General features: G+C 61.3%; 26 protein-coding genes. 12 read left to right on the top strand and 14 right to left on the bottom strand.

The genetic code is table 11. The features are described from left to right. Positions 1-169 precede the first annotated feature (169 nt). Entirely contained in the window at positions 170-751 is a 582-nt protein-coding gene (locus NK667_RS28660; RefSeq protein ID WP_054617011.1) for a mechanosensitive ion channel family protein, read from the bottom strand. Beyond that, positions 751-2,661: an ATP-binding cassette domain-containing protein gene (locus NK667_RS28655; protein WP_054617012.1), complete on the bottom strand. Its 1,911-nt coding sequence runs from the start codon at positions 2,659-2,661 to the stop codon at positions 751-753. Before NK667_RS28655 ends, NK667_RS28660 begins: the two co-directional genes overlap by 1 nt. Before the next feature lie 50 nt (positions 2,662-2,711). Here NK667_RS28655 and NK667_RS28650 point away from each other — a divergent pair, with 50 nt between their 5' ends. After that, positions 2,712-3,176: a TIGR02444 family protein gene (locus tag NK667_RS28650; RefSeq protein ID WP_054617013.1), complete on the top strand. Its 465-nt coding sequence runs from the start codon at positions 2,712-2,714 to the stop codon at positions 3,174-3,176. On the opposite strand, the gene NK667_RS28645 is transcribed toward NK667_RS28650, so the two are convergent. Then, positions 3,173-4,390, bottom strand: coding sequence for an AlgP family protein (locus NK667_RS28645; RefSeq protein ID WP_054044700.1), 1,218 nt, complete (start codon positions 4,388-4,390; stop codon positions 3,173-3,175). The genes NK667_RS28650 and NK667_RS28645 overlap by 4 nt on opposite strands. A gap of 192 nt (positions 4,391-4,582) precedes the next feature. Here NK667_RS28645 and NK667_RS28640 point away from each other — a divergent pair, with 192 nt between their 5' ends. Beyond that, the gene (locus NK667_RS28640) at positions 4,583-5,248 is read left to right on the top strand and encodes an FKBP-type peptidyl-prolyl cis-trans isomerase (protein WP_054617014.1); all 666 of its coding nucleotides are present in this window, start codon (positions 4,583-4,585) and stop codon (positions 5,246-5,248) included. 62 nt (positions 5,249-5,310) lie between these two features. Here the strand turns inward: NK667_RS28640 and NK667_RS28635 are convergent, their stop codons facing one another. The 7 genes from NK667_RS28635 to NK667_RS28605 all read right to left on the bottom strand — a co-directional run bounded on the left by NK667_RS28635 (position 5,311) and on the right by NK667_RS28605 (position 11,888). Continuing rightward, entirely contained in the window at positions 5,311-5,769 is a 459-nt protein-coding gene (locus NK667_RS28635) for an Rsd/AlgQ family anti-sigma factor (RefSeq protein ID WP_007899333.1), read from the bottom strand. Positions 5,770-5,946: 177 nt separating this feature from the next. Next, the gene (locus NK667_RS28630; protein WP_054617015.1) at positions 5,947-6,498 is read right to left on the bottom strand and encodes a disulfide bond formation protein B; all 552 of its coding nucleotides are present in this window, start codon (positions 6,496-6,498) and stop codon (positions 5,947-5,949) included. A gap of 405 nt (positions 6,499-6,903) precedes the next feature. After that, a complete protein-coding gene (locus NK667_RS28625) occupies positions 6,904-8,142 on the bottom strand; it encodes a heme biosynthesis protein HemY (RefSeq protein WP_054617016.1) in 1,239 nt (412 codons plus the stop codon). Beyond that, a complete protein-coding gene (locus tag NK667_RS28620; RefSeq protein ID WP_054048543.1) occupies positions 8,139-9,281 on the bottom strand; it encodes a uroporphyrinogen-III C-methyltransferase in 1,143 nt (380 codons plus the stop codon). Before NK667_RS28620 ends, NK667_RS28625 begins: the two co-directional genes overlap by 4 nt. A gap of 16 nt (positions 9,282-9,297) precedes the next feature. Beyond that, positions 9,298-10,065, bottom strand: coding sequence for a uroporphyrinogen-III synthase (locus tag NK667_RS28615; protein ID WP_054617017.1), 768 nt, complete (start codon positions 10,063-10,065; stop codon positions 9,298-9,300). Further along, positions 10,062-11,003 carry a hydroxymethylbilane synthase gene (hemC, locus tag NK667_RS28610; protein ID WP_054617018.1) on the bottom strand — a complete coding sequence of 314 codons (942 nt, stop codon included), beginning with the start codon at positions 11,001-11,003 and terminating at the stop codon, positions 10,062-10,064. The genes NK667_RS28615 and hemC overlap by 4 nt, the downstream gene beginning before the upstream one ends. A gap of 138 nt (positions 11,004-11,141) precedes the next feature. After that, positions 11,142-11,888 carry a LytR/AlgR family response regulator transcription factor gene (locus tag NK667_RS28605; protein WP_054048538.1) on the bottom strand — a complete coding sequence of 249 codons (747 nt, stop codon included), beginning with the start codon at positions 11,886-11,888 and terminating at the stop codon, positions 11,142-11,144. Between the two features lie 460 nt (positions 11,889-12,348). On the opposite strand from NK667_RS28605, the gene argH reads away from it, so the two are divergent. Further along, positions 12,349-13,743, top strand: a complete 1,395-nt coding sequence (argH, locus tag NK667_RS28600; RefSeq protein WP_054617019.1) for an argininosuccinate lyase — start codon at positions 12,349-12,351, stop codon at positions 13,741-13,743. Positions 13,744-13,836: 93 nt separating this feature from the next. Here the strand turns inward: argH and NK667_RS28595 are convergent, their stop codons facing one another. After that, positions 13,837-14,496 (bottom strand): glutathione S-transferase family protein, encoded by a 660-nt coding sequence (locus tag NK667_RS28595; RefSeq protein ID WP_054048534.1) that lies wholly within the window; start codon positions 14,494-14,496, stop codon positions 13,837-13,839. Positions 14,497-14,620: 124 nt separating this feature from the next. On the opposite strand from NK667_RS28595, the gene NK667_RS28590 reads away from it, so the two are divergent. The 3 genes from NK667_RS28590 (at position 14,621) to NK667_RS28580 (ending at position 18,504) form a co-directional block, all read left to right on the top strand. Continuing rightward, positions 14,621-14,905 carry a hypothetical protein gene (locus NK667_RS28590; protein ID WP_007894899.1) on the top strand — a complete coding sequence of 95 codons (285 nt, stop codon included), beginning with the start codon at positions 14,621-14,623 and terminating at the stop codon, positions 14,903-14,905. 313 nt (positions 14,906-15,218) lie between these two features. Continuing rightward, on the top strand, positions 15,219-15,464 hold the full coding sequence (locus tag NK667_RS28585) for a TIGR02647 family protein (protein ID WP_054048532.1): 246 nt from the start codon (positions 15,219-15,221) through the stop codon (positions 15,462-15,464). 193 nt (positions 15,465-15,657) lie between these two features. After that, on the top strand, positions 15,658-18,504 hold the full coding sequence (locus NK667_RS28580) for a class I adenylate cyclase (RefSeq protein ID WP_054617020.1): 2,847 nt from the start codon (positions 15,658-15,660) through the stop codon (positions 18,502-18,504). A 6-nt stretch (positions 18,505-18,510) separates the two neighbouring features. On the opposite strand, the gene rnk is transcribed toward NK667_RS28580, so the two are convergent. The 3 genes from rnk to cyaY form a co-directional block, all read right to left on the bottom strand. Continuing rightward, positions 18,511-18,921, bottom strand: a complete 411-nt coding sequence (gene rnk, locus NK667_RS28575; RefSeq protein WP_054048529.1) for a nucleoside diphosphate kinase regulator — start codon at positions 18,919-18,921, stop codon at positions 18,511-18,513. A 294-nt stretch (positions 18,922-19,215) separates the two neighbouring features. Next, on the bottom strand, positions 19,216-19,434 hold the full coding sequence (locus tag NK667_RS28570) for a DUF1289 domain-containing protein (protein WP_082356654.1): 219 nt from the start codon (positions 19,432-19,434) through the stop codon (positions 19,216-19,218). 4 nt (positions 19,435-19,438) lie between these two features. Then, a complete protein-coding gene (gene cyaY, locus NK667_RS28565) occupies positions 19,439-19,771 on the bottom strand; it encodes an iron donor protein CyaY (protein WP_017341439.1) in 333 nt (110 codons plus the stop codon). Positions 19,772-20,099: 328 nt separating this feature from the next. Between cyaY and lptM the strand changes: the two genes are divergently transcribed. Genes lptM through NK667_RS28535 form a run of 6 tightly spaced genes read left to right on the top strand, consistent with a single transcriptional unit; the run spans position 20,100 to position 24,713 of the window. Beyond that, entirely contained in the window at positions 20,100-20,273 is a 174-nt protein-coding gene (lptM, locus tag NK667_RS28560) for an LPS translocon maturation chaperone LptM (RefSeq protein ID WP_010465096.1), read from the top strand. Positions 20,274-20,285: 12 nt separating this feature from the next. Then, positions 20,286-21,533, top strand: coding sequence for a diaminopimelate decarboxylase (lysA, locus tag NK667_RS28555; RefSeq protein ID WP_054617021.1), 1,248 nt, complete (start codon positions 20,286-20,288; stop codon positions 21,531-21,533). 4 nt (positions 21,534-21,537) lie between these two features. Next, positions 21,538-22,368: a diaminopimelate epimerase gene (gene dapF / locus NK667_RS28550; RefSeq protein WP_054048525.1), complete on the top strand. Its 831-nt coding sequence runs from the start codon at positions 21,538-21,540 to the stop codon at positions 22,366-22,368. A 13-nt stretch (positions 22,369-22,381) separates the two neighbouring features. Continuing rightward, positions 22,382-23,107 carry a DUF484 family protein gene (locus tag NK667_RS28545; protein ID WP_054048523.1) on the top strand — a complete coding sequence of 242 codons (726 nt, stop codon included), beginning with the start codon at positions 22,382-22,384 and terminating at the stop codon, positions 23,105-23,107. 2 nt (positions 23,108-23,109) lie between these two features. Next, positions 23,110-24,009 carry a tyrosine recombinase XerC gene (gene xerC / locus NK667_RS28540; protein ID WP_054048521.1) on the top strand — a complete coding sequence of 300 codons (900 nt, stop codon included), beginning with the start codon at positions 23,110-23,112 and terminating at the stop codon, positions 24,007-24,009. After that, positions 24,006-24,713: an HAD family hydrolase gene (locus tag NK667_RS28535; RefSeq protein ID WP_054617022.1), complete on the top strand. Its 708-nt coding sequence runs from the start codon at positions 24,006-24,008 to the stop codon at positions 24,711-24,713. Before xerC ends, NK667_RS28535 begins: the two co-directional genes overlap by 4 nt. Positions 24,714-24,757 lie beyond the last annotated feature (44 nt).

Raw genomic sequence — 24,757 nt, 5'->3', positions numbered from 1 at the left:
TTTTGTAGGACAGGGGGACAGGCGACCAGTGTTTGCGGCTGTGAGGGCCTCTTCGCGAGCAAGCCCGCTCCCACATGGGATCTTCAGCGAACACCCAATAGGTGAACAACATTGATCCACTGTGGGAGCGAGCTTGCTCGCGAAGGCAATGGGTCAGGCAACAGAAGTCTTACTTTTCAAACCCGCTGGAAGGAAACACATCAGTCCCCCGCCACCGCCGAACCGAGCGCTGGAAGAACAGGCTGTTCGGCACTTGCACCATGGCACTGCCAGTCCCGGCCTCTTCGGCTTCGATCAGCGTGGTAAACAGCAGATTGATCGCCACCACCCGGCCTTTGACGCCAGGCTTGTCGAGGGTGTCCACCAACTCGACCACATCACCGATGCGGAACGGACCGACAGTGAAGATCAGAATCGCGCACAGCAGGTTGGAGAGCACGCTCCACATGGCGAAGAACGCCACCGCCGCCACCGCCACGAACCCCGACAACGCGGTCCAGAGCACCGTGGCCGAGACGCCGAGGCGTTCCAGCACAAAGATCAACGCGCTGCCCATGATCAGCCAGCGCAAGCCACCGCGCAGTGGCATCAGCAGTTGCGGCGGAAACGGATAACGCTCGCCCAGGCGCGTCAGGCCTTTGGCAACGAAGCGTTGGGCGAGGTAACCGACCAGCAGGATCAGCAGGATTTGCACGCCGAGCCAGATCGGCTCGGCCCACATTGCCGGCAGCGGCAGCTTGAAGGCATCCATCAGGACAGCGCCTCCAGCTCCGCCTGCATGCTTTCCAGCAGTTCCAGGGCTTCCATCCAGGACTCTTCCAGCTCCGCTTCACGCACCTTGAGCTTGGCCTGCTCGGCCAGCAGGTCACGCAGTTCGTTCTTGCGCGCTGGTTCGTAGATATCGCTGTCGCCGAGGCTGGCGTCGATCTTCGCCAGTTTCTCGTGCAGCTTGCCCAGCTCGGCTTCGAGCTTGTCGGCTTCGCGCTTGTGCGGTGCCAGTTGCTGACGCAATGCAGCAGCGGCCTGACGCTGAGCCTTCTTGTCGGTCTTGTCCGGGTTCACCGGGGTGTTGCTGACCGGGGCGTTGCGCTGGCGATAGTCCACCAGCCAGCGGGTGTAGTCTTCCAGGTCGCCGTCGAACTCTTCGACCTTGCCGTCCGCCACCAGATAGAAATTGTCGGTAGTGCTCTTGAGCAAATGGCGATCGTGGGAGACCACCAATACCGCACCGCTGAACTCCTGCAACGCCATGGTCAGCGCCAGGCGCATTTCCAGGTCCAGGTGGTTAGTCGGTTCGTCGAGCAGCAGCAGGTTCGGTCGGCCCCAGGCGATCAACGCCAGTGCCAGTCGGGCCTTTTCGCCACCGGAGAAATTCAGCACTGGCTCATCGATGCGCGCCCCACGGAAGTCGAAACCACCGAGGAAATCGCGCAACGTTTGCTCGCGCTCGGTCGGCGCCAGGCGCTGCATGTGCAGCAACGGGCTGGCCTTGGAGTCCAGCGAGTCCAGCTGATGCTGGGCAAAGTAGCCGACCACGGTGTTCTCGCCACGGGTCAGGCGACCGGACAACGGCGCGAGTTCACCGGCGAGGTTTTTGATCAGGGTCGATTTACCCGCGCCGTTCGGACCGAGCAAGCCGATGCGTGCGCCGGGGGTCAGTTGCAGCTTGACCTTCTCCAGCACAGCGCGCTCGCCGTAACCCAATCGGGCGTCGGAGATATCAATCAGCGGGCTGGAGATTTTGTGCGATTCGCGGAACACGAAGTCGAACGGCGAATCGACGTGGGCGGCGGACAGTTCTTCCATCCGCTCCAGCGCCTTGATCCGGCTCTGGGCCTGACGGGCCTTGGTGGCCTGGGCCTTGAAGCGGGCGATGTAGCTTTCCATGTGCGCACGTTGCGCCTGCTGCTTCTCGTAAGCCTGCTGTTGCTGGGCCAGACGCTCGGCACGCGCACGTTCGAAGGCGCTGTAGCCACCGCGATACAGGGTGATCTTGCGCTGATCGACGTGAGCCACGTGATCGACCACGGCATCGAGGAAGTCCCGGTCGTGGGAAATCAGCATCAAGGTGCCGGGATAGCTCTTGAGCCATTCTTCCAGCCAGATGATGGCGTCGAGGTCCAAGTGGTTGGTCGGTTCGTCGAGCAGCAACAGATCCGAAGGGCACATCAATGCCTGCGCCAGATTCAGACGCATCCTCCAGCCACCGGAGAAATCTCCTACCTGACGATCCATCTGATCGTTGGTGAACCCCAGGCCCGCGAGCAACTTGCGCGCCCGGGCATCGGCGGTATAACCGTCGGCGCTGTCGAGTTCGGCGTGCAGGCGGGCCTGAGCGGCACCGTCATGCGCCGCTTCGGCCGCAGCGAGGTCTCGTTGCACCTCACGCAGGCGCAGGTCGCCATCGAGCACGTAGTCGACCGCGATGCGATCGAGGGTGTCGATCTCCTGGCGCATGTGGGCGATGCGCCAGTCCGCCGGCAAGAAGCAATCACCCGAGTCCGGGTGCAGATCGCCCAGGAGCAAGGCGAACAGGCTCGATTTGCCGGCGCCGTTGGCACCGATGAGGCCGGCTTTGTGGCCGGCGTGCAGGGTCAGCTCGGCGTCTTCTAGCAGACGTTGCGGGCCACGCTGTAAAGTCAGGTTCTGAAGTCGAATCATAATGGCGGCGGAGTCTACCAGCTTCGCTCGCAACTGGCGCGAGTAGCACTATGTCCTCTGACCTGTGGAGCTTTTCCCTTGGCACTTACGCCCACCCTGGCGTTGAAGATCTGTGCCTGCAAATGCAGTCGGCAGGGGCGAATGTCTGCCTTTTGCTGTGTGGGCTGTGGCTGGAACAACGGGGGGTAAGCTGCGACGAGCAACGCTTGCAGCAACTTTTGCAGGTGGCGGGTCCGTGGGAAGTGAACGTCGTGCGGCCGTTGCGCACATTGCGTCAGCAGTGGAAAGCCGCCGCTGCGGATGACGTCGGACTTAACGCATTACGCGAGCAAGTGAAAACTCTGGAGCTGGAATCGGAACGGCATCTGCTGTTGCAACTGGAGCGCACGGCCCAAAGTTGGCCGCAAGGCGAGACGACCGATCGATCGGCCTGGCTGGAAGGTGTGGCGGCAGGCGCCGCCAACCTGGACCGCGACGCGCTGCATCAGCTGCGCGTCGCGGTAACCGGCACTTAGGAAGCGCTGGTTGGGGTGGTGCCAGTGCTCGACACGGCAGCCGGGGTTGGCGCAGCGGTCGCTGTCGAAGCGGTTGCGGCTGGGGCAGGCGATGCTGCCGGAGCCGGGGTGGCAGGCTTGGCGACTGGCGCGGTTGCCGGTTTAGCCGCGACTGGTTTTGCGGCGGCTGGTTTTTTCACCGCTGGTTTTGCAGCTGGTTTAGCGGCAGCTGGTTTTGCAGCAGCCGGCTTGGCAGCGGCAGGTTTTGCAGCGCTCGCAGTAGCCGGTTTAGCGGCAGCTGGTTTGGCAGCGGCAGGTTTGGCGGCCGGTTTAGCAGCAGCGGTTTTTGCAGCAGCAGGTTTTGCAGCGGCAGGCTTGGCAGCAGGTTTGGCGGCTGCGGTTTTAGCCGCCGGTTTTGCTGCTGGTTTTGCTGCCGACTTGGCGGCTGGTTTTGCAGCGGCTTTTGCAGCTACTGGCTTCGCGGCTGGCTTGGCAGCCGGTTTCGCTGCTGCGGTTTTGGCGACTGGTTTGGCAGCTGGTTTAGCGGCCGCTTTTGCAGCTGGTTTTGCAGCGGCAGTTTTCGCGGCAGCCGGTTTGGCAGCAGCGGTTTTTGCAGCGGCTGGTTTGGCGGCAGCTGGCTTGGCAGCAGTCGCTTTAGCAGCTGGTTTCGCAGCACTGGCCGCGACTGGTTTTTTCGCTGCAGGTTTTGCTGCAGGTTTTGCTGCGGCTTTGGCCGGCGCTTTAGCAGCCGGTTTGGCAGCAGGCTTGGCGGCTGCTTTCGCGGCAACCGGTTTGGCAGCGGCTTTCTTGGCAGGTGCCGCAGCAGGCTTGGCCGAACGCAGGGACAACGCCTTGCTGACAGCCTCTTGTACGCGACCAACGCCCTGGGCCAGTTTCAGGCTTTCTTGAGCGTCACGCTTGAGTTGCAGAATGTAAGCACGGGTCTCGGACTGACGATCCTTCAGGGCATCGAGCAGGTCTTCGAGTTGCTTGACGCCGTCCTTCGCCTTGGCTTGTGCCTTGGCCTTACCGGCGGACGCAGCGTCCTGCAATTTGGTACGGGATTTGTGCAGTTTTTCCTGCGCTTTTCCGCGTTGCTTTTCCAGTTTGGCGAGCAGTTTTTCAGCATCAGCCAAGGCTTGGGAACAAGCGGTTTCCAAATGCTCGAGCAGGCTGCCCGAGAGTTGTTGGAGTAAGTGCAACGGAGTATTTACAGGCTTCTTGGTGGCCGACATGGTTTACCTCCTGGCTGACGTGAATGCGGCTCATACTAGACCTCTGCTGACACCGCCGCTAGGCCATGTTGACAGTATCCAAAGCACTACGTTGCAACGAATCGAAAATGTTCTGCATCTGCGCAAAAGCAGTTCACCGTTTAACGCATTCTCACTGGCATAATCCTCCGCATCTCAGGTCGGAGAGTGCCCATGTCGCGTTACCTTTTTTTATCCTTGCTGGTGTGTTTTTCCGTTGCTCAAGCCGCGGAAAAAACCGCTGGAAATGACGCTCACGATCTCGCTTACAGCCTGGGGGCAAGCCTGGGCGAACGCTTGCGCCAAGAGGTTCCGGACCTGCAACTTCAGGCGCTGGTTGAAGGATTGCAGCAAGCCTATCAAGGCAAACCTCTCGCGCTGAAAGACGCACAGATCGAACAGATCCTTGCCGACCACGAAGCCCAGGTCGCCTTGCAAACGCCGGCGCCGCAAACCGAAGAAGCCCTGGAAAAAGAGCAGCGTTTTCTTACCCAGGAAAAATCCCGGCCCGGGGTTCGCGAATTGGACGATGGAATTTTGCTGACGGAGCTGACCCCTGGCAACGGTGCCAAGGCCGGACCGAACGGCAAGGTCCAGGTGTTGTACATCGGTCGCCTGCCCGACGGCACGGTGTTCGATCAGAACAGCCAACCGCAATGGTTCAGTCTCGATAGCGTGATCACTGGCTGGCGCATTGCGCTGCAAAACATGCCGGTGGGTGCGAAGTGGCGCTTGGTAATTCCATCGGCCCAGGCCTATGGTGCCGATGGCGCCGGCGACCTGATCGCGCCGTTCACACCGCTGGTGTTCGAAGTCGAATTGCGTGGTGCCACAAGCTGAATCGCGGAAACGAAAAACGGCGCGCATAGCGCACCGTTTTTTGGGTCTTGCGAAGGAGAGGCTCAGGCCTGCACCGAATCCTCTTCCTTGTGAGCGGTGTGCAGTACTTCGATCAGGCAATCTTCCAGTTCGAAGCGTTCATGCAACAGGCCGCCCAGTTCCTTGAATTTTTCCGCAACGCACTTGCCGGCATCGCACAGATCGTTGAACGCGAGCAGCTTCTCGGTGATGACGTCGATGCGCGGGTAGATCGTCTCGGCCAGCTCAAGACCACGCGTGTCGCCAAAGGCTTTGGCTTCACCAGTGAGTTGTTCGTAGATCTCGAAATGCCCCGCCGATACGTAATCGACCAGCACGCCGCAGAATTCCTGCAACGGTTTGCGATTCTCGCCCAGAGCCTCAGGCTTGGCGCCGAGAGCATCATAGGCCCGAACCAGTTCGTGACGCTCCTGCAACCAGCGGTCGATCAGCAGATGCACTCCACCCCAGCGTTCCTGAGCATTCTGACAACTTTCGAGCATGGTGATCTCTCTTCCCTTGTGGGTCATGCTGCTCCACACCTGTCGCACCCTTGAAGGTCAAGAATCGGCCAGGCAGAGCGTCATCGAGCAACATAAATCCAATGACACGTGCGGGCCAGATTATGCCCGCACGACAATGGCTTCAAGGTACGCAGGAGATAAAGTTCATACAAGTGTTTAATCGCCGGCCATGGCCCGGTGCGACGACTCGCCGCTGGGCGGTCGCAGACATGCGATCCAGACATGGCGCAGCAACTGATAAATCCCCAGGATCAGCATCGCGACAAAGAACAGCAGGCTCCATTCCGGGATGCTCAGGTCGAACAGGGTCCAGGAGATCTCGGCGCAGTCGGCGGCGCCCTTGAACAGCCGTTGAACGGCGCATGCCCAAGGCATGCTCTCGAACAAGCCATCCAGATTGGGCGAACAGCCCGAGAGTTGCAGCTGCGGATCGCTCTGCAACAACACCTGCCGCCACGCCGCGACCGTGCCGCCCAGGCTCGCGGACAATCCCAATAGCCAATAGACGAAAGAACCGAATCGGCGCGGGCCATGTATCGAAGCCGCCAGGCAGACGACCATGAGCAGCGCCAGGCAAAACCGCTGCAATAAACACAACCCGCAAGGTTTGAGCCCGACCGCATATTCCAGGTAATAGGAAACGCCCAAGGCCAGGGCACCTGCGGTGAAAGCCATGAAAAACAAGGAGCGTGAGCAGGCCAAAGACATGGCTAATCCGTAACAGTAGAGACAGGCGGTTACGGTAGAGGAAAGCGCGCCAGCCTTTCAAGACGGCCCACCACGGACACTTCACCAGAAGTGTAGGGAATTCCCGACAGGAGCGAGAGGATTCGATGTAGCCCCTTGTAGGACTATGCCGACCAGGGACTACAAAGCTAAACATTCAGCAAGTTAGCCGACCGGCTCACCGCTAAAACTACAGCTGCCGAAGCCCGCGCCAGGCTTGTAGCAGCTGCCGAGCCTGCGAGGCTGCGTTCGGCTGCGCAGCAGTCGTGAAATCAGCCGACGCGGTGTTTCAGGAAGACCGCGTGTTCAGGTTTGACGACTGCTTCGCAGCCGAACGCAGCCTCGCAGGCTCGGCAGTTGCTACAAACCCAGGCCTCAAAAGTCGGCTCAGACTCGGGCGGGTACCGGCAACGGCGCCGCCAACAGGCGTTCGTCCAGCAGGCCAAGGCCTTCCTGGAACAACTGGTTACTGCGCTCGGTATCGCCCAGTTGCGCCAGCAACCTGGCCAGCTCCGCACAGGCTTCCGGGTTGCGCTGCAGCCGCAGGCTGCTTTCCAGATAATCCCGGGCCTTGCCCCACAGGCTGCTTTGCAGGCACAGGCGACCCAGGGTCAGGAGCAGACTCGGATCAGCCGGGTGATCCTTGAGCCAGCCCTCGGCGGTTTGCAGCTGCCGCGCCGGATCGCTGCCGCGTACCAGGCCGTAAAGGCGCGCAAGATGACTGTCGTACTTGCGCTTGAGCGCTGCACGCAGAATTTCTTCGGCTTCGGCCTGCGCTCCCAACTGCCGCAGTTGCTCGGCATAGGCCAACACCAGTTGTGGTTCCTGGCGCTGCGCATTGCTGAGTTGCTGCCAGGCGCGGGTGAGTGACTGCAACCCGACCGTGCCGTCTTCTTCGCGATGCGCCGCCAGACTGAGGTTTTCGCCCCAGGCGCGACGCTCCAGTTCAATCAGTTCCGCCGCAGGCAGGACCTTGTCCTTGCGCAGCTCCGGGAGCAGGCGAATCACTGCCGACCAGTCGCCCCGCTGCTGATGCAGGCGCTGCAATTGACGCAGAGTCTGCACGTTGTGCGGATGACGCTCGTGCATGGCTTCCAGGGTCGCCAGGGCGCCGTCTGTATCGCCGCGATCGGTCTGCAACTGCGCGTGACTCAGGGCAATCGCCAACTCGGCCTGAGGCTGGCGATCAAGCGCACGCTCCAGCAACTTGTCGCATTCCTCGTAGTGACCTTGTTCGTTGGCAGCGCGGGCCGCGCCGAGGTAGTACAGCAGCGGCTGGCGCTCGGCTTCAGCCGCCCGATGCAAATGACGCTGGGCACTGGCCCAACGGCCCTCGGCCAAATCCAACTGACCATGCTCGATCGCCACTTGCACCCGGCGACTGCGATTGCGTCGGGACCACGGATTGACCACACCGCCGGACGTCGTGACCAACTCGATCAACGCCTTGATGCCCCAGAACACAAGCCATAGCACCGCCACCAAGGCCAGGGTCGCCCACAGGCTCGACTCGTAGCGGAAGCTCTTGTAGGCGATCAGCACGTAGCCGGAATGCTCGGCAATCGCCAGCCCCAGCACTGCGGCGGCAGCGATGACCAGGAACAGGATCACATAGAGGCGTTTCATGGCGTGGCCTCCTGCGCAGTGTTCGCGGCAGGTTTGGCCAGCGGTTTGATCGAATCCTCGGCGCTGACATTGCGCCGCTCCAGATACGCCTGGACCGCGCTCAACGTGCCAGTCAGGTCCGGCGTGACGACGGTGACCGGTTGCGTGCCCAGATCGGCAACCTGTTCAAGCATCACTTTGCTCTGCGGGTTGTCCGGGTTGAAATTACCCTTGAGCACATCCCGCGCCTCGGTCAGCGCTTGGGTATACACCGACGCCTGGCCATTCAGCGCGGCCCACTGCGCCTGCTCCAGCGCCAGGCTCAAGGCCAGACGCACCTGGCTCAGGCTCTGCCCGGCCAACAACGGACGAACATTCTTATCGGCATTGAAGTCGATGCGGATGTAGCGCGAGACCTCGTCCCACCATTGCGCCCAGCGACTGGCGCCATCGCCATCGGCGGTCAGGCCCAGCAGGGATTCGCCACGGTCCTTGTACTCCGGCGCCAGCTCGGTGAGGTTGATCACTTGGTCGCGCAAGGCACCCAGTTTCAGGAACAACCCGGTACGGTCCGGCTGCGCGGTGCTACGCAAGGCCAGCAGGGTCTTGGCCACTTGCTCGCGAGCGGCGAAAGCGCCGGGGTCGTTCTGTTCACGCAGAATCTCGTCGGCGCCCTGCACCAGGGCTTGAGCGCTGCTGATGTCTTGCAGCGCCGACAGACGCAGGCTGGCCAGACGCAGCAGATGCTCGGCCTCGGCCAGACGCCAATCCTTGCGGCTGGCGCCGAGGACGGTTTCCAGTTTCTGATTCAAGCGTTGCTGATCGCCCTGCAACTGCGTCACCAGACGGCGACGGTCTTCCAGCTCATCGGCGGCCGGCAGTTGTTCGAGGCGCGCGGTCAGGCGTTGATCATTGAGCTTGAGGCTCTGCGCCTGATCGTTCAGCGCCTGGACTTCGCTCAATTGCTGCTGGGTACTGGCCTGCAGGTGACGCACCTGCCAGACACCCCAACCGCCGACGGCAACGCCGGCAGCGCCCAGCAACAGGGCGACGATTGCGAGTCCATTGCCTCTGCGCTGCACAGCAGCAGGTGGTGGAGTTTCAACAGGTGCATCGAGCACCGGTTGCACGTCATCTTTAGGCAAGACTGTTTCGCTCACGTATCCATCCTTTGCATTAGAGAACGGGTACGGGTTGCTCCCGTAACGCCGTCAGCAAAGCCGTGGCATTCGCGCCACGACAATCCACAACTGTTTGAGCCCCGGCGGCACGTGCCAGCTCGGCGACCCTTGGGCTTGGAACAAACAACGGCAACTGCGCCAAACGCGGCCAGGCATCGCCGGCCAACTGGTGCAGGTGCTCGAAACCCTGTCCACTGCTGACCACCAGCCCGTTCAAGCGTTCCGCTTCAATCCGGTCCGGCAGTGCAGTTGTCGCGTACTGCGGCAGTGCGCGACGGTATAACTCCAGATACTCGACACTAGCACCAAGCTCACGCAAACGCTCAGCCAGCAACTCGCGGCCGCCCTCCCCGCGCATGATCAATACGCGCGGATCAGGCCGGGCGATAGCCTCGCGCAACACGGGAAGATCAAGCAAGGCTTCGCTGTCATCGCCATCCACCGGGAAGCTCACATCGAGCCCGAAATCCTCGAGGATTTGCGCGGTCGCGGCGCCCACAGTGAACCATTTCAACGACGGAGGCTGCGGCCATTGCTGGCGGAGCAGATCGATGCCGAACCGTGCAGCCGGTTTGCTCACCACAATCACCGCACAGTAGCGATCCAGTTCCCGGATCACTCCACGCATTGTGTCAGAGGCGGCAATTGGCTCGATCTCCAAAAGCGGCAGGCAGCTGCTGAAAATCCCGCTCTCGGCCAACACACTGCTCAGCGCCGCCGACTCATCTGCGGGGCGCGTCAGCAGCAGTCGCCAGCCAGTCACTCGTGACCTGCCTCGCCGTAGACCGCTTTCAGAATGTCACCGGCGCCCTGGTTCAACAGGTCTTCGGCGACCTGCACACCCAGGGATTCGGCGTCACTGCGCGGCGCGCGGGCTTCGGCATTGAGCAGCAGGCCGCCGCTCGGATCGCCTACCAGACCACGCAACCAGATCTGCTCGCCTTCAAGCACGGCGTAGCAAGCGATCGGCACCTGGCAGCCGCCATTCAGATGTTTGTTGAGGGCACGTTCGGCGGTGACACGGGTGGCGGTGTCCTGGTGATGCAGTGGCGCCAGCAAGGCGTGGATTTCGCTGTCGACGCTGCGGCATTCGATCCCGACCGCGCCCTGGCCACCGGCCGGCAGGCTGTCATCAACGCTGATCGCCGAGGTGATGCGGTCTTCGAAGCCCAGGCGAATCAAACCCGCCGCCGCGAGGATGATGGCGTCGTATTCGCCGGCGTCGAGCTTGGCCAGGCGCGTGTTGACGTTGCCACGCAGGAAACGGATTTCCAGGTCCGGGCGACGGGTTAGCAACTGGGCCTGACGGCGCAGGCTGGACGTGCCGACGATGCTGCCTTGGGGCAACTCATCGAGGCTGGCGTAGTTGTTGGAAACGAAAGCATCACGCGGGTCTTCACGCTCGCAGATGCAGAACAGACCGAGGCCTTCGGGGAAATCCATCGGCACGTCTTTCATCGAGTGCACGGCGATGTCGGCTTCGTTTTCCAGCAGCGCGGTTTCCAGTTCCTTGACGAACAGGCCCTTGCCGCCGATTTTCGAGAGTGGCGAGTCGAGCAGCTTGTCGCCGCGACTGACCATGGGCACCAGCGTTACCAGCAAGCCCGGATGGGCTTGTTCCAGGCGAGCTTTGACGTATTCGGCCTGCCAGAGGGCCAACGCACTTTTACGGGTGGCGATGCGGATTTCGCGAGAGGACATGGATCAATCCGTACTGAATAGATACGGCGGATAATAACAGCTCAGCCAAATCCACTTTGACTTGTATCAGGAACTGCTCGGCCTCCCTGGCCTTCAACGTCCGGCAATCGGGTGCGGGATCCGCCTGTGAACGGCGGATTAAAGCTGTTGCATCATCTTGCGCACGCCCGCCACATGACGGCGGCTGACAATCAGCGCATCGCCATTCAGGCCTTTGAGGAACAGTTGGAAATGCCCCAGCGGCGTGCGTTGCAGGCGTTCGATGCGTTCGCGGGCGACCAGGGCGTTGCGGTGGATCCGCACGAAACGGTCGCCGAATTCGTCTTCAAGGGCCTTGAGCGGTTCGTCCAGCAGCACTTCGCCGCCTTCGTGGCGCAAGGTCACGTATTTGTGGTCGGCAATGAAGTAGACCACCTGACCCAACGGGATCAGCTCAATACCTTTACGGGTACGGGCACTGATGTGGCTGCGTGGGCCGCTGCCGGTTTCGGCAGCCGGGCGAGTCAGGGCGGCGAGCTGGACCCGATTGGGCCGCTCGGCCTTCTTCAAGGCTTCGAGCAACAGCTCGGTGCGCACCGGCTTGACCAGATAACCCACACCGCTGGCCTGCAAGGCTTCCACGGCGAATTCATCGGGGCCAGTACAAAACACCACGGCGGGCGGTGTTTCGCGCTCGCACAATCGTGCAGCCACTTGCAGGCCATCGAGGCCCGGCATGCGGACATCGAGTAACACGATATCCGGCTTGTGGCTGTCGATCAGCGCCAACGCCTCTTCGCCGTTCGTGGCGCCGGGCTCCATGACACTGTATCCCTCGAGTTCGCCGACCATTCGGCTCAGGCGCTCGCGGGCTAGGGGTTCGTCATCAACGATCAGGACATTCATATTGCGCTGGATTCCTGCGTGAGTCTCGCACAAGGATAGCGTAGACAGGTGAAGTGACATCCGTCACCGCGATCCACGCTAAGACTGGCGCGAGGGCCAAAAAGTGCCGCGAGACCGGCGGCTAAATTTTCATCTGCGGGGCGATTGGCGGCCCAGGCCCGCGTTGGCGAGGCATCGCCGTAGGGTTTGCTGATACACAATATGAACACCCCCTCTTTTTATAGGCAGCGGCAACGCACAGAAGTGCGTTGTTCCTACTGTCCAACTGTAGACGGTTGGCGGCGCGATATTGCTCAAATGAAAAATATCGTTGCGCAATCACTTCTGACATTGCCGCAAGTATGGGCCGGCACATGAGAAAAAAACGTATCGACCAGTGTCAGCGACAGGATTGGCAACCCTGTTATTATCCGCCCCAGCGTTCAACGCCAACTTTCTTCAAGCCGATACGAGCGAATTCATGAGCACTGACAAGACCAATCAGTCCTGGGGCGGCCGCTTCAGTGAACCCGTCGACGCCTTCGTCGCCCGCTTCACCGCCTCCGTCACTTTCGACCAGCGCCTGTATCGCCACGACATCATGGGCTCGATCGCCCACGCCACCATGCTGGCCAAGGTCGGCGTGCTGACCGATGCCGAGCGCGACAGCATCACCGATGGCCTGAAGACCATCCAGGGTGAAATCGAGGCCGGCCAGTTCGACTGGCGCATCGACCTCGAAGACGTGCACATGAACATCGAGGCGCGCCTGACCGACCGCATCGGCGTGACCGGCAAAAAGCTGCACACCGGGCGTAGCCGTAACGACCAGGTGGCCACCGACATCCGCCTGTGGCTGCGTGACGAGATCGACTTGATCCTGGCGGAAATCACCCGCCTGCAAAAAGGTCTGCTGGAGCAGGCCGAGCGCGAAGCCGGCAGCATCATGCCGGGCTTCACCCACCTGCAAACCGCGCAGCCGGTGACCTTCGGGCACCACATGCTGGCCTGGTTCGAAATGCTCAGCCGCGACTATGAGCGCCTGGTGGACTGCCGCAAGCGCACCAACCGCATGCCACTGGGCAGCGCCGCGCTGGCGGGCACCACTTACCCGATCGACCGCGAGTTCACCGCGCAGTTGCTGGGCTTCGACGCCGTCGGCGGCAACTCCCTGGACAACGTGTCCGATCGTGACTTCGCTATCGAATTCTGCTCGGCCGCGAGCATCGCGATGATGCACTTGTCGCGTTTCTCCGAAGAACTGGTGCTGTGGACCAGCGCGCAATTCCAGTTCATCGATCTGCCGGACCGCTTCTGCACCGGCAGCTCGATCATGCCGCAAAAGAAAAACCCGGACGTGCCTGAGCTGGTTCGCGGCAAGACCGGTCGTGTTTTCGGCGCATTGATGGGGCTGCTGACCTTGATGAAGGGCCAACCGCTGGCCTACAACAAGGACAACCAGGAAGACAAAGAGCCGCTGTTCGACGCCGCCGATACTCTGCGCGACTCGCTGCGCGCCTTTGCCGACATGATCCCGGCGATCAAGCCAAAGCACGCGATGATGCGCGAAGCGGCGCTGCGCGGTTTCTCCACCGCCACCGACCTGGCGGACTACCTGGTGCGCCGTGGCCTGCCGTTCCGTGACTGCCACGAAATCGTTGGCCACGCGGTGAAGTACGGCGTGGAAAGCGGCAAGGACCTGGCGGAAATGAGCCTGGAAGAACTGCGCAAATTCAGCGACCAGATCGATCAGGACGTGTTTGCCGTGCTGACCCTGGAAGGCTCGGTGAATGCCCGTGACCATATCGGCGGGACTGCGCCGGCACAGGTCAAGCAGGCAGTGGCTCGCGGTCAGGCGCTGCTCGCCAGCCGCTAAAAGCATCGCGAGCAAGCTCGCTCCCACAAGGATTGCGCTAACCCTGTGGGAGCGAGCTTGCTCGCGATGACTGACTTCAGAACACTACAAAACTCACTTCTTGGAAGCGACCATCGCCAAAAACGCTGGCATCGCCGCTTCCTTGTCCGCTGCAATCCGCTGCACATGCGGGTTCTGCTCCAGACGTTCCAGCAACGCCTTGGCCGCCGGCATCTCGGCCAACAGATCGATCCCGAACAGCTTCTGCCCGACCGCACAGGCCAGTGGCACGCTGTAGAGGAAATACAGATCCGCAATGCTCAGGCTGTCACCCGCGACATACGGGGCGAATTTGCCGTGCCGGCCCAGCGAGGCAAAACCCAGCAGCAACTCGGCTTTAGTCTTGTCCTTGATCGCGTCCGGCAAGGTCATGCCGAAGAAGGCTTCGGCGTAGCAGGCGCGGCCCGGCAGTTCGATGTACAGCTCGATTTCCTTGGCCAGCGCCAGGGCCTGCGCTCGCTCAAAGGGCTCGCTCGACAGCAGCGGCGTGCCTTTCTGGCTTTGCTCGAGGTATTCGAGGATCACGCTGGTTTCGTTGATAAAGCCTTGATCGACGCCCAGCACCGGCACCTTGCCGCGCGGGCTGATGGCCAATGCTTCGGGGCTCGGCCCCGGGTAAAACACCACTTCTTCGAATGGCAGTCCCTTTTCCAGCAACGCCAGTTTCACCATGTTGTAGTAGTTGCTGACGGAAAATCCATAAAGCTTGAGCATCACAAAGCCTCCAGGCCGTGCGGGGTGGGCAGTGCCTGTTTATAGAACGCCCGGGCGTTTCTTGCCAGCAGCATCACAGCGCTGAATGCAGGTAAACTGGCCGCCTTAACTTGAGGAGCCTGCCATGAGCGAGCCAACAGACATCGAGATCGACGAAGAAGAATTCGCCGAGAACACCCTGATCGAAGCGATTGAAAACCAGATCGAAAGCGACAACCCGCCGGCCGCCAAAGCGACGTTCAACAAGCTGACCCTGGTGGGTTACGAGCGTGAAGAAATCCTCAACCTGATGGCCCACGTGCTGGCAGTGGAAATCGACGCGATCCTCGAAGAAGACCGTGCGTTCAACACCGAATGGTACGAAACCGCGTTGCGCGCATTACCAGAGTTGCCGCCAGAGAAGAAGTAAGCCCAAACCCGATGGGCGGGGGCTTCTGTGGCGAGGGAGCTTGCTCCCGCTGGGTCGCGCAGCGGCCCCAAAAACTTTGCGACTGCTTCGCAGCCGAACGGGAGCAAGCTCCCTCGCCACAAACACAATTTGTCACCCATCCTTCCTGCCTTTCTCCAGACCCTGTCTACACTGGTAACACCCCGCCGCCGCTCCACCCGCCGGGGAATGTTTCCCGAGGCGAAAAAACCCTGCTGCCAGCACTGGACATGCCGCACGAGTGGGCTCACCTTAGGGACGCTGTCGTCTAATTCCTAGAAAGTCTGGAGTCCTTATGTCGCTTACCCCTGAGTTGGTTGCCGAACTGGAAATCCTTGCCCTCTTCAACCTGGACAGTTCCCAGGAAGGTTTGAAAATTCATCAGACCGCTGCCCCTAAGGCCATTGCCGCCGCCCAACGCCTGTTCGACAAAGAACTGATCACCCAGCCCGATGGCGGTTATCTGACCAGCCTGGGCCGTGACGCCGCGCAAAATGTGCAAACCGTGCTGACCATTCTGACCGTACAAGAAACAGCCTGAATCCCCCTGCATCGCCCACGGAAACCCCTGTTACGGGATTTCCGCGGGCACTCTTGGCTGCCTGCCGTCGCCTGGTGATAGAAATCTGACGCCAGAAATACAAATACAGCTTAAAAGTCCCGGGGCCGAGGCGCTAAACTGCCCCTCATCCGCAGACCCCACGTCCGAGCTTCGCGAGCCGGTTTGAGCTGACATGACCCGCACCCATGAAATCCGCCCCGATCTGGACGAGGGAATCGACCGCAAGGTTCTCAGTCAGCTGCGCGCCCGTTTTCTGAAACTCAACGAAGGCCGCATGGCCCGCGCCATGGAAGGTTTGTCAACGCGCCAGCAAGGGGTGTTGACCCTGCTGCCGCTGTTTTTCCACGTCAATCATCCGCTTCTGCCGGGCTATGTTTCCGGCAGCACGCCGGCCGGGCTGTCGAATTACGAACCCGACACCAACACCCTCGCTGAAGCTCAGCGCCTGACCCGTTCGTTTTCCTACAAGCCACGCCACGGCAGCAATCCGCCGCGACCGATTCATGGCCTGTTCCTGATGGGCAGCCTCGGCACCTTGGCCCAGGCCGACCAGAGCGATATGGACGTGTGGGTGTGCCACGGTCCGGACTTGAGCGAAAGCGAACTCAGCGAGTTGCGCAAGAAGTGTCAGTTGCTCGAAACCTGGGCCGCGAGCCAGGGTGCCGAGGCGCATTTCTTCCTGATCGACCCGACCCGCTTCATGCACGGCGAGCGCGATACGCAACTGAGTTCGGAGGACTGCGGGACCACGCAGCATTATTTGCTGCTGGATGAGTTTTATCGCACTGCGATCTGGCTGGCCGGGCGCACACCGATCTGGTGGCTGGTGCCAACCTACGAAGAAGCCGGTTACCTTCAGTACACCCACACGCTGATTTCCAAGCGCTTCATCCGCGCCGACGAAACCCTGGACCTGGGACACCTGGCGCACATTCCGCCGGGAGAGTTTATCGGTGCCGGGCTCTGGCAGTTGTTCAAGGGCATCGAATCGCCCTACAAGTCGGTGCTCAAGCTGTTGCTGATCGAGGTCTACGCCAGCGAACACCCCAAGGTCCACTGCCTGAGCCTGCGCTTCAAACAGGCCGTTTTCGCCAATCAGCTGGACCTCGATGAGCTGGACCCGTACATCGTGGTCTACCGGCGCATCGAGGAATACCTGACCGCCCGTGGCGAACCGGAGCGCCTGGAACTGGTACGCCGCGCGCTGTACCTGAAGGTCAATCGCAAGCTCACCGGCAGCAACAGTCGCACCGTGAGTTGGCAGCGCTCGCTGCTGGAACGCCTGGCCAGCGAATGGCACTGGGATCAGCGGCAACTGGCGCTGCTCGACAGCCGCAGCCAGTGGAAAGTCCGTCAGGTCAGCGCCGAGCGCCGGGCCTTGGTCAACGAACTGAATTACAGCTATCGCTTCCTGACCCAGTTCGCCCGCACCGAACAAACCGTCAGCCTGATCAACAAGCGCGACCTCAACGTGCTTGGCCGGCGGCTGTACGCGGCGTTCGAGCGCAAGGCCGACAAGGTCGAGTTCATCAACCCCGGCATCGCCCCGGACTTGGCCGAAGACACCCTGACCCTGGTGCAGGCGCCAAACAAGAAAGAACCCGGGCAAACCCAATGGGGTTTGTACAACGGTAGCCTGAACGCCCACGAATGGGAGCATTTCGCGCCGATCAAACGCAGCCGCCAATTGCTCGAACTGCTGACCTGGAGCCACCGCAACGGCGTGATCGACAGCAGCACTCGCCTGGCTTTGCACCCCGGCAGCAGCGACTTGAGCGAGTTCGAACTGTTCAATCTGCTCGGCAGCCTGCAACAAACCGTCGCCCTGCCCCTGACCACCGTTGCCGAGGAGCCATTACTGCGCGCCGCCATGCCCGGCGAAGTGCTGATCCTGGTGAACGTCGGCGTCGATCCGCTCAAGCATCATCGCGACCTGAACATTCTGATGACCACCGAGCGCACCGATTCACTGAGTTACGCCGGCGTGCGGGAAAACCTCGTGCTGACCCTGGATCAGGTCACGCTCAACAGTTGGAACGAAGTGCTGGTCAGCCGTTACGACGGGCCGCATGCGCTGCTCGATTGCCTGCGCGACTACCTCAACAACCTGCCAAAGGGCTTGGATCAGCCGCGCTTGCGAGTGCGCTGCTTCTGCCACAACCGCGCACAGTTCATCGCCCGGCGGGTCGAAGAAATCATCGATACCGCGCAGAACCTGCTGTTGAGCAAACTCAACCATCGCTATCTGATTCAGGTGCAGCAGCATTACCACGTGCTGGAACTGGTGCCCGGTCAGGTCAACCATATCGCCCTCGCTACCCTGCCGGCACTGTTCGATTACCTGGGCGAAGAGCAGGCCAGCTACAGCCCGCTGCACCTGGACCCGATGGCCCTCGAAGAGCAGGACCTCGCGTTGCTGTTGCCGATGGGCCAGCCCGAGTGCATTCAGGTGTTCTACCGGATCACCGAGCAACAGGCTGATCTGTATGTGCTGGATGAATTCAACGCGCTGTGGCAGCAGCGCCTGCCGTATCACGACGAACAAAGCCTGCTGGTGCCGCTGCAACGTTTCCTGCAATCGATCCTGTATCGCCGGGACGCCTTGCTGCCGATGGAAGCTGCCCAGCCGTTGAGCCTCGATACTTTGTATTACCAACTATTGCCGTCCGGCCCCGGGCGCGCACGTCGGGTCGAAGCGCGGCCAGCGCCGCAAACACCGGTCAACAAACCGTTCTACGACGTTCAGGCGATCATCGGCAAAGCCGCACCGGGCCAGGTGCAGGTCACGTTGTATTGCAATCAGCGGGAGTTTTCGGAGCTGGAGTTTGGCGATCAGCTGTTTAGCGTGGTCGCCCGGGAGATCATCGATCAGCGCCGCGAGACGGAACGCTACCGCTGCTACATCACCGACCTGGACCTCTCGGGCCTGCTCGGTGATGGACAGAGTTCAAGCAATCTGTATTTGCGCTACAAGGCTGACCTGGAGCGCGCATTGAACGAAGCGCTCGAGCAGGTCTGAGGGGGTTTATTCCGGGAAATCGCCGCCATGGGCCGGCTGCGATTCAACTTCCAGCAGGGTCAGTTTCAGGGTCTTGCCACCCGGTGCCGGCCAGTCTATGTGCTGACCGACTTTCAGGCCGAGCAAGGCACTGCCCACTGGCGCGAGAATAGAAATCTTGCCTTCGTCGGCATTGGCATCCTTGGGATAAACCAGCGTCAGGTGGTAGTCCTTGCCGCTGATTTCTTCGCGGCAATGTACGCGCGAATTCATGGTCACGACATCGGCGGGCACTTCATCGTGACCGACCAGTGTATCGGCGCGATCCAGTTCGGTTTGCAGCGCGATAACGCCCGGCAGCGTGTCATCCAGGCTGTCGATCAGGCGCTCCAGACGTTGTACGTCCAGACGGGTAAGGGTGATGGAAGGTACGGTCATGATCCGGGCAGACTCCTTTCTTCTGCACAAAAAAAGCAAAACCCCGCCAGAAAAAGGCGGGGTTTTCACGAGCCTCGATGGGTTGAGGCGTTCCCGGACACTATCACAGCTCAATAAATATACAAGCCAGCACCGACCACGCACCGTTGTAGCAGCTGGCGAAGCCTGCGTCCGGCTGCGCAGCAGTCGTAAAACCTGAGTGCTCGGTATTCCTGATACGTCTCGGCGCCTGATTTCACGACTGCTGCGCAGCCGGACGCAGGCTTCGCCAGCTGCTACAGGTCGTGTGAAGTCTCAGGTGACTGTCTTGCGTTGTGCAGCCTGGACGCAGATCACCCGCCGTCGCTCATCGTCCGCCGAGCGCCATTCGCGGATGTCTTCGACATGGCGAAAGCAGCCCAGGCACACCTTCTGCTCATCCAGCCGGCACACGCCGCTGCACGGCGAAGGTACCGCCGGGCTGACATTGCTGTAGAGCGGCTTGGGCGGACGAACAGGTGCAGGCTCGGTCACGATCTCACAGGCCTTCGAAATCGAATTCTGCGCCGGCTTGCTGCTTGACGATGCGCTCAAGCATTTCACCCAGTTGCTCTTCGCTCTTGTCGCACATCCAGCGCTCGCTCTCTTCGTCATAGTCGAAGTGGAAGCCGCCGGACACAGCGGCCAGCCACAGCTGACGCAACGGCTCCTGGCGGCTGAAGATCAACTGGCTGCCATTTTCGAACTTGACGGTGAGCACACCGGCCGAGCTCTCCAGATCGATATCCAGGTCACTCTCGTCGAAAATATCTTCCAGCGATTGCTGGGTGGCATCGACCAGGTCGTGGAAACGGGCTTCGGTCAAACTCATTGCAGGAACCTCAAAAAGTGTCTGATCACGCTCAAGCGCCGCAAGATACGGGCGAGCCCCGGTGATTGCAAAGGATAACGACCAAGCGTCGATATCGATACATCAAACGCGGCCCTGTGGGAGCGGGCTTGCTCGCGAAGGGGCCGGCCCATCCGACATTTTTGTCGACTGAACCACCGCCTTCGCGAGCAAGCCCGCTCCCACAATGGATCGCGCCCAACTTACCGGCGTCATCCAAGGCCCGCCGGACGGGAGCCGCGTTACATAGGCAAGCTGCCGGGTGGCCGGTATACTCCGGCGCAATTAACGCATTTTCAAGGATTTCGCCATGAAGCGCCTGATCTCTTCCCTTGCCGCGCTCGTCGCGGTTGCCTGTCTTGTGTCGGCCTGTGGTCAAAAAGGCCCGTTGTACCTGCCTGACGACTCTCAGGATCCTGCCGAGCAGGCTCAGTCCTCGCAAAAGCAGCCGTCCAAAGCACACAAGCACGACGTCTACCAATAATAAGGGAACGCCATGGACGCTTTTAATTACCGTGACGGTGAGCTGTTCGCGGAAGGTGTTGCCCTGTCCGCCATCGCTGAACGCTTTGGTACACCGACCTACGTCTACTCCCGCGCCCACATCGAAGCCCAGTACCTGGCGTATGCCGATGCGCTGGCCGGCGTGCCGCACCTGGTGTGCTTTGCAGTCAAGGCCAACTCCAACCTGGGTGTACTGAATGTCCTGGCCCGTCTCGGCGCCGGTTTCGACATCGTCTCCCGTGGCGAACTGGAACGCGTCCTGGCCGCTGGCGGCAGTGCCGACAAGATCGTGTTCTCCGGTGTCGGCAAGACCCGTGAAGACATGCGTCGCGCCCTGGAAGTCGGCGTGCATTGCTTCAACGTCGAGTCCACCGATGAGCTGGAACGCTTGCAGGTGGTCGCCGCCGAGCTGGGCGTTCGTGCCCCGATCTCGTTGCGCGTGAACCCGGACGTCGATGCCGGCACCCACCCGTACATCTCCACCGGTCTTAAAGAGAACAAGTTCGGCATCGCCATCGCCGACGCCGAAGACGTGTACATCCGCGCCGCGCAACTGCCAAACCTGGAAGTGCTCGGCGTCGATTGCCACATCGGTTCGCAACTGACCAGCCTGCCACCCTTCCTCGACGCCCTCGATCGCCTGCTGGGCTTGATCGATCGTCTTGGCGAATGCGGCATTTACCTGCGTCACATCGACCTCGGTGGCGGCGTCGGCGTACGTTATCGCGATGAAGAGCCGCCGCTGGTGGCCGACTACATCAAAGCTGTGCGCGAGCGCTGCGACGGTCGCGACCTGACGCTGGTATTCGAGCCGGGTCGCTACATCGTTGCCAATGCCGGCGTACTGCTGACCCAGGTCGAGTACCTCAAGCACACCGAATACAAAGACTTCGCCATCGTCGATGCGGCCATGAACGACCTGATCCGCCCGGCGCTGTACCAGGCCTGGATGGACGTCTCCGCCGTGCGCCCGCGTGATACCGAAGCTCGCGCCTACGACATCGTCGGGCCGATCTGCGAAACCGGCGATTTCCTGGCCAAGGAGCGTCAACTGGCCCTGAAAGAAGGCGACCTGCTGGCCGTGCATTCGGCCGGTGCCTACGGGTTTGTCATGAGTTCCAACTACAACACCCGCGGTCGTACCGCCGAAGTGTTGGTGGACGGTGATCAGGCATTTGAAGTGCGTCGCCGTGAGACGGTAGCCGAGTTGTTTGCTGGCGAAAGCCTGCTGCCGGAGTAAAACCATGCTGCTGCGTTTTACCAAGATGCACGGCCTGGGCAATGACTTCATGGTCCTCGACCTGGTCAGCCAGCACGCGCACATCCTGCCCAAGCACGCCAAGCAATGGGGCGATCGGCACACTGGCATCGGTTTCGACCAGTTGCTGATCGTCGAAGCGCCGAGCAACCCGGACGTGGATTTCCGTTACCGGATCTTCAACTCCGACGGTTCCGAAGTGGAGCAGTGCGGCAACGGTGCGCGCTGCTTCGCCCGCTTCGTGCTCGACAAGCGCCTGACCGCCAAGCGGCAGATTCGCGTCGAGACCAAAAGCGGCATCATCGAGCTGGATATCCGCAGCGACGGCCAGATCAGCGTCGATATGGGCGCTCCGCGCCTGGTGCCGGCCGACATCCCGTTCGAAGCCGAAGGCCAGGCCCTGAGCTATCAGCTCGAAGTCGACGGCTCCACGGTGGAACTGGCGGCAGTGTCCATGGGCAACCCCCATGCCGTGCTGCGGGTCAACGACATCAATAACGCACCGGTGCATGAACTGGGCCCGAAAATCGAACACCACCCGCGCTTCCCGGCGCGGGTCAATGTCGGTTTTCTGCAGGTCATCGACCGGAACCGTGCGCAGCTACGCGTCTGGGAACGTGGAGCCGGGGAAACCCAGGCCTGCGGCACCGGCGCCTGCGCTGCTGCAGTGGCCGCGATCAGCCAGGGGTGGATGGATTCGCCGCTATTGATCGACCTGCCCGGCGGGCGCCTGTCCATTGAATGGGCAGGCCCAGGCCAACCGGTCATGATGACCGGCCCGGCAGTGCGCGTATATGAAGGACAAGTGCGTCTTTGAGAGAGCCAAATCCATGAAAGATAAGCCCCAGGTCCCCGCCCTACAGCCCGACGAATCCCCTTCCGAAAGCCTTGAGGCGGCGGCGATTGCCGCGTACCTGGAGGCTCATCCGGATTTCTTCGTCGAGCACGAAGAATTGCTCCCGGCCTTGCGCATCCCCCACCAGCGCGGCGATACCGTGTCGCTGGTGGAACGCCAGATGACCATCCTGCGCGACCGCAACATCGAGTTGCGTCATCGTTTGTCGCACTTGATGGACGTCGCTCGCGATAACGATCGCCTGTTCGACAAGACCCGCCGCCTGATTCTCGCGCTGATGGATGCCGCCAGCCTGGAAGACGTGGTAATCAGCGTCGAAGACAGCCTGCGCCAGGACTTCCAGGTGCCTTTCGTCAGCCTCATCCTGCTGGGCGACAACCCCATGCCGGTGGGTCGCTGGGCCACTCACGCCGAAGCGCAAACGGCGATTGGCGGCCTGCTTTCGGAAGACAAAAGCGTCAGTGGCAGCCTGCGTGAGCACGAACTCGACTTCCTGTTCGGCGAAGAACAACGCAAACAGATCGGCTCCACCGCCGTTGTCGCCATCAGCCATCAAGGCATCCACGGTGTTTTGGCCATCGCCAGTCGCGACCCGCAGCACTACAAGAGTTCGGTGGGCACGCTGTTCTTGAGCTACATCGCCGAAGTCATGGGCCGAGTGCTGCCACGGGTCAATAACTCCCTGCGCTCGGTACGCTGATCGTGGAACGGCAACTGGACGCTTACTGCGAACACCTGCGCAGTGAGCGGCAGGTGTCGCCGCACACGCTGTACGCCTACCGCCGCGACCTCGATAAAGTGCTGGGCTGGTGCGTCAAACAGAACATCAGCAGTTGGGCCGCGCTGGATATCCAGCGCCTGCGCAGCCTGATCGCGCGCCTGCATTCACAAGGTCAATCGTCCCGCAGCCTGGCGCGTCTGCTGTCGGCGGTGCGTGGGCTCTATCACTACCTGAATCGCGAAGGCCTGTGCGATCACGACCCGGCCAACGGCCTCGCGCCGCCCAAAGGCGAACGTCGCTTGCCGAAAACCCTCGACACCGACCGCGCGCTGCAACTGCTGGAAGGCGCGGTCGAGGATGACTTCCTGGCGCGCCGGGATCAGGCGATTTTGGAGCTGTTTTATTCCTCGGGCTTGCGGCTTTCGGAGCTGACCGGGCTGAATCTGGATCAACTCGACCTGGCTGACGGCATGGTCCAGGTGCTCGGCAAGGGCAGCAAAACGCGTCTGCTGCCGGTCGGCAAAAAGGCCCGCGAAGCCCTGGAGCTGTGGCTGCCAATGCGCGCCATGACCAACCCGGCAGACGACGCAGTGTTTGTCAGCCAGCAAGGCCGGCGCCTTGGCCCACGGGCGATTCAGGTGCGGGTCAAAGCCGCCGGTGAGCGCGAACTGGGGCAAAACCTGCACCCGCACATGCTGCGGCACTCCTTCGCCAGCCACTTGCTCGAATCTTCCCAAGACCTGCGCGCAGTGCAGGAACTGCTCGGCCACTCGGACATCAAGACCACCCAGATCTACACCCACCTGGACTTCCAGCACCTGGCAACGGTCTACGACAGTGCCCATCCGCGGGCCAAACGAATCAAAGGCGATGAGTCATGAGAATCCAGTTGATCACCTTCGACCTCGACGACACCCTGTGGGACACCGCCCCGGTGATCGTCAGTGCCGAAGCGACCTTGCGTGAATGGCTTACCGAGCATGCACCGAACCTGGGCGCGGTGCCGGTGGAGCATTTGTGGGCCATTCGTGAGCGGGTGCTGAACAACGAACCGGGCCTCAAGCACCGCATCAGTGCTCTGCGCCGGCGGGTGCTGTTCCATGCGTTGGAAGAGGCCGGTTACGACCACGGCCAGGCTTCAGACCTGGCGGATCAGAGCTTCGAAGTGTTTTTGCATGCCCGGCATCAATTGCAAATCTTCCCGGAAGTGCAGCCGACCCTGGAAACCCTGGCCAACCATTACGCCCTCGGCGTGGTCACCAATGGCAACGCCGATGTCCGTCGTTTGGGCCTGGCGGATTACTTCAAGTTTGCGCTGTGCGCCGAAGACATCGGCATCGCCAAACCCGATGCGCGGCTGTTTCACGAGGCCTTGCAGCGTGGCGGTGCGACGGCCGAGACGGCGGTGCACATTGGCGATCATCCCGGCGATGACATCGCTGGCGCCCAACAGGCAGGCTTGCGCGCAATCTGGTTCAACCCGACGGGCAAGGCCTGGGAAGCGGATCGTCTGCCGGATGCGGAGATTCGCAGCCTGACCGATCTGCCGGCGCTTTTAGCCCGTTGGAACGCGGCCTCGGCCTGACACAAACCCTATGGGAGTGAGCCTGCTCGCGAAAGCGGGGTGTC

It is taken from the genome of Pseudomonas nunensis (assembly GCF_024296925.1).
Lineage (GTDB): Bacteria > Pseudomonadota > Gammaproteobacteria > Pseudomonadales > Pseudomonadaceae > Aquipseudomonas > Aquipseudomonas nunensis.
Note: the sequence above shows the minus strand (reverse complement) of the source record. Positions and strands in the feature narration are given on the sequence as shown.

What these genes read in the sequence shown, in the direction of transcription:
- NK667_RS28660 (WP_054617011.1), bottom strand. Translation starts at nt 751, where the DNA reads ATGGATGCCTTCAAGCTGCCGCTGCCGGCAATGTGGGCCGAGCCGATC.
- NK667_RS28655 (WP_054617012.1), bottom strand. Translation starts at nt 2,661, where the DNA reads ATGATTCGACTTCAGAACCTGACTTTACAGCGTGGCCCGCAACGTCTG.
- NK667_RS28650 (WP_054617013.1), top strand. Translation starts at nt 2,712, where the DNA reads ATGTCCTCTGACCTGTGGAGCTTTTCCCTTGGCACTTACGCCCACCCT.
- NK667_RS28645 (WP_054044700.1), bottom strand. Translation starts at nt 4,390, where the DNA reads ATGTCGGCCACCAAGAAGCCTGTAAATACTCCGTTGCACTTACTCCAA.
- NK667_RS28640 (WP_054617014.1), top strand. Translation starts at nt 4,583, where the DNA reads ATGTCGCGTTACCTTTTTTTATCCTTGCTGGTGTGTTTTTCCGTTGCT.
- NK667_RS28635 (WP_007899333.1), bottom strand. Translation starts at nt 5,769, where the DNA reads ATGCTCGAAAGTTGTCAGAATGCTCAGGAACGCTGGGGTGGAGTGCAT.
- NK667_RS28630 (WP_054617015.1), bottom strand. Translation starts at nt 6,498, where the DNA reads ATGTCTTTGGCCTGCTCACGCTCCTTGTTTTTCATGGCTTTCACCGCA.
- NK667_RS28625 (WP_054617016.1), bottom strand. Translation starts at nt 8,142, where the DNA reads ATGAAACGCCTCTATGTGATCCTGTTCCTGGTCATCGCTGCCGCCGCA.
- hemC (WP_054617018.1), bottom strand. Translation starts at nt 11,003, where the DNA reads ATGTCCTCTCGCGAAATCCGCATCGCCACCCGTAAAAGTGCGTTGGCC.
- NK667_RS28605 (WP_054048538.1), bottom strand. Translation starts at nt 11,888, where the DNA reads ATGAATGTCCTGATCGTTGATGACGAACCCCTAGCCCGCGAGCGCCTG.
- argH (WP_054617019.1), top strand. Translation starts at nt 12,349, where the DNA reads ATGAGCACTGACAAGACCAATCAGTCCTGGGGCGGCCGCTTCAGTGAA.
- NK667_RS28595 (WP_054048534.1), bottom strand. Translation starts at nt 14,496, where the DNA reads ATGCTCAAGCTTTATGGATTTTCCGTCAGCAACTACTACAACATGGTG.
- NK667_RS28590 (WP_007894899.1), top strand. Translation starts at nt 14,621, where the DNA reads ATGAGCGAGCCAACAGACATCGAGATCGACGAAGAAGAATTCGCCGAG.
- NK667_RS28585 (WP_054048532.1), top strand. Translation starts at nt 15,219, where the DNA reads ATGTCGCTTACCCCTGAGTTGGTTGCCGAACTGGAAATCCTTGCCCTC.
- NK667_RS28580 (WP_054617020.1), top strand. Translation starts at nt 15,658, where the DNA reads ATGACCCGCACCCATGAAATCCGCCCCGATCTGGACGAGGGAATCGAC.
- rnk (WP_054048529.1), bottom strand. Translation starts at nt 18,921, where the DNA reads ATGACCGTACCTTCCATCACCCTTACCCGTCTGGACGTACAACGTCTG.
- cyaY (WP_017341439.1), bottom strand. Translation starts at nt 19,771, where the DNA reads ATGAGTTTGACCGAAGCCCGTTTCCACGACCTGGTCGATGCCACCCAG.
- lptM (WP_010465096.1), top strand. Translation starts at nt 20,100, where the DNA reads ATGAAGCGCCTGATCTCTTCCCTTGCCGCGCTCGTCGCGGTTGCCTGT.
- lysA (WP_054617021.1), top strand. Translation starts at nt 20,286, where the DNA reads ATGGACGCTTTTAATTACCGTGACGGTGAGCTGTTCGCGGAAGGTGTT.
- dapF (WP_054048525.1), top strand. Translation starts at nt 21,538, where the DNA reads ATGCTGCTGCGTTTTACCAAGATGCACGGCCTGGGCAATGACTTCATG.
- NK667_RS28545 (WP_054048523.1), top strand. Translation starts at nt 22,382, where the DNA reads ATGAAAGATAAGCCCCAGGTCCCCGCCCTACAGCCCGACGAATCCCCT.
- NK667_RS28535 (WP_054617022.1), top strand. Translation starts at nt 24,006, where the DNA reads ATGAGAATCCAGTTGATCACCTTCGACCTCGACGACACCCTGTGGGAC.